Origin of the sequence: Psychroserpens burtonensis DSM 12212 (assembly GCF_000425305.1) — a bacterium.
Classification (GTDB): domain Bacteria; phylum Bacteroidota; class Bacteroidia; order Flavobacteriales; family Flavobacteriaceae; genus Psychroserpens; species Psychroserpens burtonensis.
Genome location: NZ_AUDE01000046.1, coordinates 1 through 8464 on the forward strand (window position 1 = coordinate 1; position 8464 = coordinate 8464).

Sequence of the window (8464 nt, forward strand, 5' to 3'; positions counted from 1 at the left end):
ACAGGGAACTTTACAAGATTTTCAAGTTGGCGATCATTTTCGAGCTACTGCGGAACCGCACCCTTTAAGCATGAGTCAGGGACTAGCATCCATCGTAGAAAACAATGTCATTATTTAGGCGATAGGAAAATGAAGAGTTTGTTGAGTATGGCAAGTGTGTCAGCAATACAACATGACAGCGAATTACGCTTATATTATAAGAGAAAACTAGCAGAAGGAAAAGATAAAATGTTAGCTATAAATAATGTTAGAAATAAGCTCATAGCAAGAGCATTTGCAGTAGTTAAAAGAGGAACACCTTATGTGGTTCTTCAACAACATGCAGCATAAAAAATAAACTGGATTATTTATTAGGATTTGATCTTGGAATACGTGTATGGCTTGTTGCGTTGGCGAGAACTAAGTTAGCAAAAGAAACCGAACCAGTAGGAAAATCCGCAGGATTTTCCGAGTACACACAAACCAAGCAATTGGTTATACACGTTGTTAGCAAACGTTATTCTTTTAATAGTTCTACAAATGTATTATCAGTCCAAGCTTTGGTGTCAATTGTGAAATAGTTCCTGTTTAAAAGCAGTTCATCTGGTAGTGAATCCATTTTGATAAACCGTAAATCCATAATGTGACCTTCAAAGCTATAGTTTTCATAGTTTTTATACTCAAACTCAATCGTGTTTTTATCAGTATAAATTTCTTTTACGTATACAGAATCTTTTTCTTTTTGTAAATACACGAAGGTCACTTTTCTTGAGTCTATACTTGATTCAGGAATACTGTCAGCAGGTGAGAAAAATTTAATTTCGCCTTTAAATATTGAGTCCGTTTCTTTTTGTCTATCAATTTTGTAAGTAAAAAAACTACTCCTAGAACTATCGATCACTCCATTTTTATAGTGTTTCCAAGTATTCCAAAATGTATCCTTTTGTTTAGTTACATAAGCTTCGAATTCAGCTGTCAATTCATTTCCATCAGTTTGTTGAATGGTAATTCTCTGATAGCGCTTGGAAGTGTCAATTTTCGTTTTATTCACATCTACTTTTTCGGCAATTTTTTCCAATGGCTTTTTGCACGAGATTATGCAAAGAAATAAGAGAATGAATATGATTCGGGATTGTTTCATCAAATGTTTGCTAACGTTTCGTGTATGGTGTCGTAGCATCCCGCAGGGTGCTATGCACTATACACATTGTTACCAAACGTTTTTAACAGTTGCATTCAATCTCTTTCTTAGTGATTAAAGATAGCTAACATTGAGTTTATGGCTACTTTAGAACCAAACGGGATCGCGCTTAGGTCAACTTCAAAATTACCATTGTGATTGTTAAAAGGTAATTGTCCCTTTTTAACTGCGTCTTCAAATCGATTTGGATTAGCAATACCAACATTGATATAGACGTAATCTTTTTTAGCATTATTAATAACCAAATGATGTACATCTTCAGAACCCATAACTGATGGCGCTATAGTCTCATCTAATACAAATTTTTCATCTGACACTAGAGGATATATTGACTCTCTGACAACCTTAGTTAATTGCGTATTATTTTCTAGTGGATATGACCATCCCTTAAATTCAATTGTAGGGTATTTTTCTTTGGGTAAATCGTAGGCATACGCGATACCTTCATTGATGCGTTTAATACCCTCAATCATTAACGTTCTATCTTTCTCGTTAAACCATCGAAGATTTACTTTTAATAAGGCAGTTTCAGGAATCACATTGTTATCTGTTCCTGCTTGTATGGAGCCTACCGTAATTACTGCAGCGCTTTTTGCGTCAATACCGCGACTGATTATGGCTTGATACTGCATGATTGCAGAAGCTGCCATTAGAATAGGGTCTTTAGATAAATGCGGATTAGAACCGTGTCCACCTATGCCGTTAAAAGTAACATCGAATTGATCTGTGCCTGCCATCCTAACTCCTGATGCAGCTGCCACCATACCAACAGCAATTGGCATTGAGTGAATTCCAAATAAATAATCTGGTTCTGGAATTTTGTGTGTTGTGTATAAGCCATCTTTTACCATAGCTTCTGCACCAAGAATTGGCTCTTCTGCAGGCTGACCAATAAATATGACAGTACCTTTCCAAAGCTCCTTATGTTCCGCAATAAACTTAGCAGTAGATAACATCCATGTGATGTGCACATCATGTCCACAAGCATGGGTGACAGGTGTTTCACTACCATCATCGAGCTTAACTATTTTAGTGCTTTTATAAGGTAAATCGGTTAGTTCTAATACCGCATTACAATCCATATCGGCACGATACATTACTATCGGACCGTCTCCGTTTTTTAGTACACCAGCAACACCAGTCACACCAATCTTTTCTGTCACTTTATAACCATACGACTTCAGTTCTTTCGCGACAATGCCAGCAGTTCTTACTTCCATAAAACCTAGCTCGGGGTTTTCATGAATATCCTTGAAGATAGCTACGTATTTGTCGTTATTTTTATTAACCGCTTTATCAATAGCTACGTTCTGGTCTTGGGCTATTAAAGAAGCTGAAAATAATAAAACACCTAAAAAAAGACTTCTTGTTAAATATTTAATAAGCATATTTTTTGATAGTTATTTTATGTGACCTAAAATGAAGAATGTTGATCCCATTATAACTCTAGTTGCTTCGTTTGTGAGATTTGGGAAATATCTAATATTAATTTTCAATTTGTTTTACAAATTTACCATCTTTCATGATAATTAAGAGGTTCTTTCCAGGATTATTGAACAGCTCGAGGTTATCAATAGGATTGCCGTCTATCAAAAGAAGGTCGGCAAAGGCACCTTCCTCTATTACTCCCAATTTACCAGGGTAAGGATTACGCGGACCACTAAAGCTGAGTAATTCTGCATTGTTTACCGTTGCTTGTCTTAAAATTTCTATAGGTGTAAACCATTTTAGACGGTTGGTCAACTCATAGGCCTGCTGCTTTTTAAGTTTCATATTCCCTACAAGATCGGTTCCAAGTGTAATTTTAATGTCGTATTTCTTTGCCAATGCAAATAGATTATCCAGCCCATCTTTGGCCGCTTGCTGTTTAGCTTTTTGATTGTCACTCCAATCTGCAGGTGCATCAGCGAGATAAATTCCCGTTTGAGTGCTCAGAAATGCACCCTTTTCAGCCATTAGTTTGGCAGTCTCTTCCGTAATAAGTGTAGCGTGCTCAATGGACATTGCTCCAGCTTTCAATGCTTGTTGTGTCCCTTTATCATTATAGGAATGCACTGCTAGATAAGTGTTCCAACGCTTCGCTTCATCGGCAGCAGCCTTAATCTCATCAAATGAATATTCAGCAATATCTAGTGGATCGTAAACGCCACTAACAGCTCCAGAGGTAAACATTTTCAGAAAACATGCACCTCTACGCATCTGCATGCGGGCAGCGGTGAGAACCTCAGGAACACCATCGGCAAGTATGGTGATACCTGAATGTTCTCCATCTGTCCAAGCTTCTCCTCCCATTTGGCGCGATCTGGCTTCTGGACTTCTCATGTCGCTATGTCCAGCAGTCATGCCGATAGCAGCACCCGCGTACCAAATACGTGGTCCGGTAAAAAAACTTTGGTCAATTGCCTTTTTTACACCTCGAGCTGGACCACCAACATCTCTAACGCTAGTAAAACCGCGCATCACGGTAGCTTTGGCTTCAACTAAAGTAAGAGCTGCAATATATTCATTGGCCGCAAAGGTCGATTGGGTCGGCGATAAGTTCCATGCTAAATGCACATGAGCATCGATTAGACCTGGCATTAAAAATTTGCCTTGCCCATCAATTTCCTTTTCTCCAGACAATGCTTTTAATGGTATTTTAGAGACTTCAGTAATCAAGTTCCCTTCAATACGAACAGCACCATTGGAAGTGATAACATTATTGCCATCAAATATCTGAACGTTATTTATTAGAACTTTATCTTGTGCATCAACATTATTGATAAGAAGTATCGACAAGAATATGACTAGAGTTGAAAGTTTAATTTTGTTTTTCATTTGTCTTAAATTTGATTCAATACCTTGTTACTTGTTATTCCCTTTCAAAAACTATGGTGCCTTCTTTAATAGTTTGTAGAACAACAATATCCTTTATAGCGTCTATTTCTACCTTAAGTGGATTATCAGAGAGTACTACAAGATCTGCCAGTTTGCCTACTTCTAAAGTCCCTTTTTTATCATCTTCAAAATGTGAGTAAGCAGACCAATCTGTAATACATTTTAGCGCTTCATAAGGAGTCAGTCTTTCATTCGCTCCCATTACCATCCCACTTCTAGATGTTCTGCTCGCTGCTATCCAAACTACTCGCATTAAGTTAGGTAAAGCAACAGGTGCATCTGTATGTATGGTTAACATTAAGCCTTTGTCTAAAGCAGTACGTGTAGGACTAATTTTTTTAGCCGCTTCTTCACCTACAATTTCTACGTGCCAATCTCCCCAATAATAAGTATGCATTGGGAAAAGTGAGACAATCACATTCAGCTCTTTTAAAGCATCTAATTGATCAGGTCTGACGTATTGTCCATGCAGTAAAACGTTTCTTAAATCCTTTTTACCATATTCCTTTTCTGCTGCTTTTAAGCCTCTAATTAGTTGATCTATTGCAGCATCACCATTGGCATGAGAATTAATTTGCCAATTGTTTTTATATACCATCTTGTATAAATCAGCAACTTCTTGTTCGTCAGCTATTGCTGGATATCCTTTATAGTCAGCTTTACCACCAGATGGCGGTACTAAATAAGGCTCCGTTTTCCAAGCGGTTTGTACTTGCGGAGCTCCATCTAGTGTCACTTTTAAACCTGCAACTCTGTAGTGATCTTTGTATTCTTTTGAATTCCATTCTGTATCCATGTATTTTGCAACAGTGTAATCGAGATACGATACGATATCAATATCAAATAATCCTTGCTCAGCAAAACTGGTTAATGCGTTGAAAGTCTCCATAGTTTTTCCGTCTTGGAGTGTGGTATATCCATAGCTTTTAGCCATTTCTACTCCCATTTTAGTTTGTTTTGCTAGCCTTTCAGGATCAGAGGCAGCTAAGGCTTGGGCTATGTAAGGTAATGCTGCGAGTTCTTCAAGCACTCCGTTTGGTTCATTGCTATTTGGCATCCGTCGAATGATTCCACCATCAGGATTTGGAGTTTCTTTAGTAATTCCAACGAGCTCTAATCCTTTACTGTTCATGACAACAAAATGTGCTGAAATGTGCATAATAAGAACGGGATATTCTGTCGATACCTTATCTAGGTCTTCTTTCGTAGGAAAACGTTTTTCGGCCAATTGTGTCTGGTCAAATCCAAGTCCAAAGATCCAACCTGTAATTTCGAGATTATCAGGATTCTCTGACCATATTTTTAATTCATTAACAAGTTCATCTATATTTTTAACACCTCCATCTGGTGGTGGTAATAAATTTGTTCCTGTGGCTTGAGGGCCAAATGCAAAAAAGTGCGCGTGCGCATCAATAAATCCAGGTAGCATCGTTTTTCCTTTTAGGTCATTCATCTTATGACCTTCGCCTGCTATTTTCATAGCCTCTTCTCTATTTCCAATAAATAGGATAGTGCCATTTTTTTCAACTAATGCTTCTTGATATATAGGTAAGTCTCCAACCATATCAATGATGTCACCGTTGTAATATACAGTTGCTGTAGGTGTGTTATCATCATTTTTTTTGTTACCCTTATTGTCTTCGCAGCTGGTTAGAGAAAATAGGAAAATGGCTAAATACGTAATGTGCTTCATCGATTATTTTTTTTATTAAAAATCAAAAGTATGTTGATGTTATTATATGTGGAGTGTAATTCAAGAAAAACCTGTTCATAATTTAAAATTTGAACAACATTTATAGGTATTTCAGGGGAAGATTATGAAATTGTCTTTTTATATTCTGAAGGCGTTGAGCCTGTTTTTTCTTTAAAGGCTTTTATAAAAGTAGTTCTAGATTTGAAACCTACTTCTAGGGCTACGCCTTCAAGACTATAATTTAACCAATCTAAATTTCTAAACTTTTTTAGGACAACATCTATCCGTTTTTCATTAATTAATTGGCTGAAATTTCTCTGGTAAAGTTGAGTCGTTATCTGTGACAATTCCTTTTTTGGAATGCTTAAAAATTTTGCTAAATCGTCTTGTCTGAAATCAGGTTTTAAGTAGCTAATTTCAGAAGAAAAAAAACCTTCAATTTGTTCTCGGTAGCGAATAAAGTCTCTAGAAGTAAATTCTATATCTGAATATTGAGTGCCACTAATCTTTTTCTTAACATCGATTAAAGCGCCATATAAAATTCTTGGTTCAAAAAAGGGATATAAAAATATAATAATGATATAGAGTGCAAAGAGATAAGACCCGAGTGTGTGCGTGTCGAAGGAGCTTGAATCAAAAAGGAGGGATATCATACCTATAAAGTTCCCTAGAAACATAAGTGACGATACACATATGAGCCAAATAAATTCACTTTTTGAATGCTTCTTGTCTTTTATTTTTTTTACAAGCATATATATAGCAATAGAACTAAATAGCATACCTACCATAAGCTGCATTAAAAAATTCCAATAGGCAGGTATAAATCCTACGGTTGTATAAAATATTGAGTCTTCGTTATTAAGTATAAATTGGATATGATCGATTTTATACTCAACGTTTTCAAAAAAGAATGGAGCTACTCCGATAAAGATCAATATCGGAAGACACAATAAAATAAGGTCTAGTCGTTTTGGTGCCTTGAGATTTTTTACGGTACTGCGTACAAAAAGCATGAATGTTACAAGATGCAGAAAGTTAATAGGAGGTCCAGTGCCTCGTAGATGAGGATAATTTATAATTAAACCTGATTTTACAAAATAGACTAAGGCAGAATAATACGTTAAAGTGAGTACGTATACTAAAAGTAAGATTTTTTGATAGGTGTTTCTTTTATGTTTAAATACAATAACCAAGAAAGTTATCATACCTATTATTACACTGCATATTTGAACTGTTTTTAGCATATGGTATTAAACTTATCTAAATCTAGAAGTTTTAAAACGTTTGAGATTTTATTTCTAAATTATTAATTTTAATCTTATCATAATCTCCAGAGGGATCATTGCCAAGTTTAACAATGTTTACAAAGTCAGATCCCAAACCATATGCATATTGAGCATGACCTGAAGATGGTTGTTCGTCTTTATTGAATATATTTACAATGATGCATACATCTGATAATTCAACTGTGTTTTTACAAGGACACATTAGAAATACAATAAATAATAGAATAAGAAGGTATTTCATATCATAATGTTTGGTAACGTTTATGTGTATGGACCGTTGCGTGTTAAAGCACGAACCAATAAAGATACAAAACTACGCTGGAAAATTCCCAAGAATTTTCCAGATGAACACAGACCCAGCAATGGTTTATACACGGTGTTGTGCTTTCGTTATTTTTATTCTATGTCTTGATTAATGAGTTCTTTTATCATTTTTATTTCATTTAACATCTCTAGTAGTGCATTTTTAACTGCCTTATCTGTGAAATTTTTAAGGAAAAATCCACCCTCAAACGTTAAAATAATTTCTGGAATATTATTTTTGATTTCTAGCCCTTTTGCTTTTGGTGTTTTGAACGAGAGTCTACCGTAACCTAATTGAAGAGCCTTTTGCTGGGCGTTTAAATAAATTTCATAATTTCCTTTTGCTACTCTACTGGTTTGTTCCTGTATTCGTTTAAGTTCAATAAGTGAATTACGAATTTTCTCTGGCATTAATTTGACGTCACCTGTTGATTCCAATGTTTGAATTGTATTGGTGTTAAAAGCTAAATAGCGAAAACTTAATTCAACTTTAGAAAGTTCTTCAAAAATTTGAATTGTCTCTAAATTAGGTGTTTCTGTGTATTTAAAATATCTTTCAGAAGTAGTAATGCAAGAATCTAAAAATATGATTCGGCTATTTATGTTTTCTATTTCTTTATTAAGGTCAACAACTATTTGATTATAATAATTATGCTTTATATTATTGGTTTTACGGTTTTCATTAGCATTGTTTATCTGTAGTGCTATAACAATCCCAATGACCACAAGTATAATTTCTCCAATAGCATATTTAAAATACTTTGCAGTTTTGTTTTCCATCAGCAAGTTTTGTCTAATTTTTCTAAAAAATTTTATCATTTGTTAGCGGTTTCTGATAATGAAGCACAACGTGTTCCTTTAGTTTGTATTAAATATATTTAGATAGAAAAAGAGGAGAACTATAACGTGTTTTAGAATTATAGGTCCATGACACGTACGAGTCCTCTCTTTCTATATAGTTGCCAAGAACCATTTGGAATACCAGGAGATATAACTCCCGATAAAGGAAGTAGTTAACGCAACTTATTTATTAACTCTAATTGTAAAAATATGAAAAATTACGAAGAAGTTGTTGGAATTGATGTTTCAAAAAAGAGCTTAGATGCTTATTGTTATCACACTCAA

General features: G+C 35.1%; 8 protein-coding genes. 1 reads left to right on the forward strand and 7 read right to left on the reverse strand.

Annotation, left to right across the window (positions count from 1 at the left end; all coding sequences use genetic code 11):
• Positions 1-330: transposase (locus H593_RS20585; RefSeq protein ID WP_157588890.1), on the forward strand; the 330-nt coding region annotated here is incomplete at its 5' end.
• 166 nt (positions 331-496) lie between these two features.
• On the opposite strand, the gene H593_RS0115070 is transcribed toward H593_RS20585, so the two are convergent.
• The 7 genes from H593_RS0115070 to H593_RS20190 form a co-directional block, all read right to left on the reverse strand.
• Complete coding sequence (locus tag H593_RS0115070) at positions 497-1057, reverse strand: hypothetical protein (RefSeq protein WP_028873193.1); 561 nt, start codon at positions 1055-1057, stop codon at positions 497-499.
• A gap of 170 nt (positions 1058-1227) precedes the next feature.
• Complete coding sequence (locus H593_RS0115075; RefSeq protein WP_028873194.1) at positions 1228-2568, reverse strand: amidohydrolase; 1341 nt, start codon at positions 2566-2568, stop codon at positions 1228-1230.
• A gap of 97 nt (positions 2569-2665) precedes the next feature.
• A complete protein-coding gene (locus H593_RS0115080; RefSeq protein ID WP_028873195.1) occupies positions 2666-3997 on the reverse strand; it encodes a metal-dependent hydrolase family protein in 1332 nt (443 codons plus the stop codon).
• A gap of 34 nt (positions 3998-4031) precedes the next feature.
• A complete protein-coding gene (locus H593_RS0115085) occupies positions 4032-5750 on the reverse strand; it encodes an amidohydrolase (protein WP_028873196.1) in 1719 nt (572 codons plus the stop codon).
• A gap of 122 nt (positions 5751-5872) precedes the next feature.
• A complete protein-coding gene (locus H593_RS0115090; protein WP_169338377.1) occupies positions 5873-6955 on the reverse strand; it encodes an AraC family transcriptional regulator in 1083 nt (360 codons plus the stop codon).
• 70 nt (positions 6956-7025) lie between these two features.
• Entirely contained in the window at positions 7026-7277 is a 252-nt protein-coding gene (locus H593_RS0115095) for a hypothetical protein (RefSeq protein ID WP_157588892.1), read from the reverse strand.
• Between the two features lie 155 nt (positions 7278-7432).
• Positions 7433-8119 carry a hypothetical protein gene (locus tag H593_RS20190; RefSeq protein WP_028873199.1) on the reverse strand — a complete coding sequence of 229 codons (687 nt, stop codon included), beginning with the start codon at positions 8117-8119 and terminating at the stop codon, positions 7433-7435.
• Positions 8120-8464 lie beyond the last annotated feature (345 nt).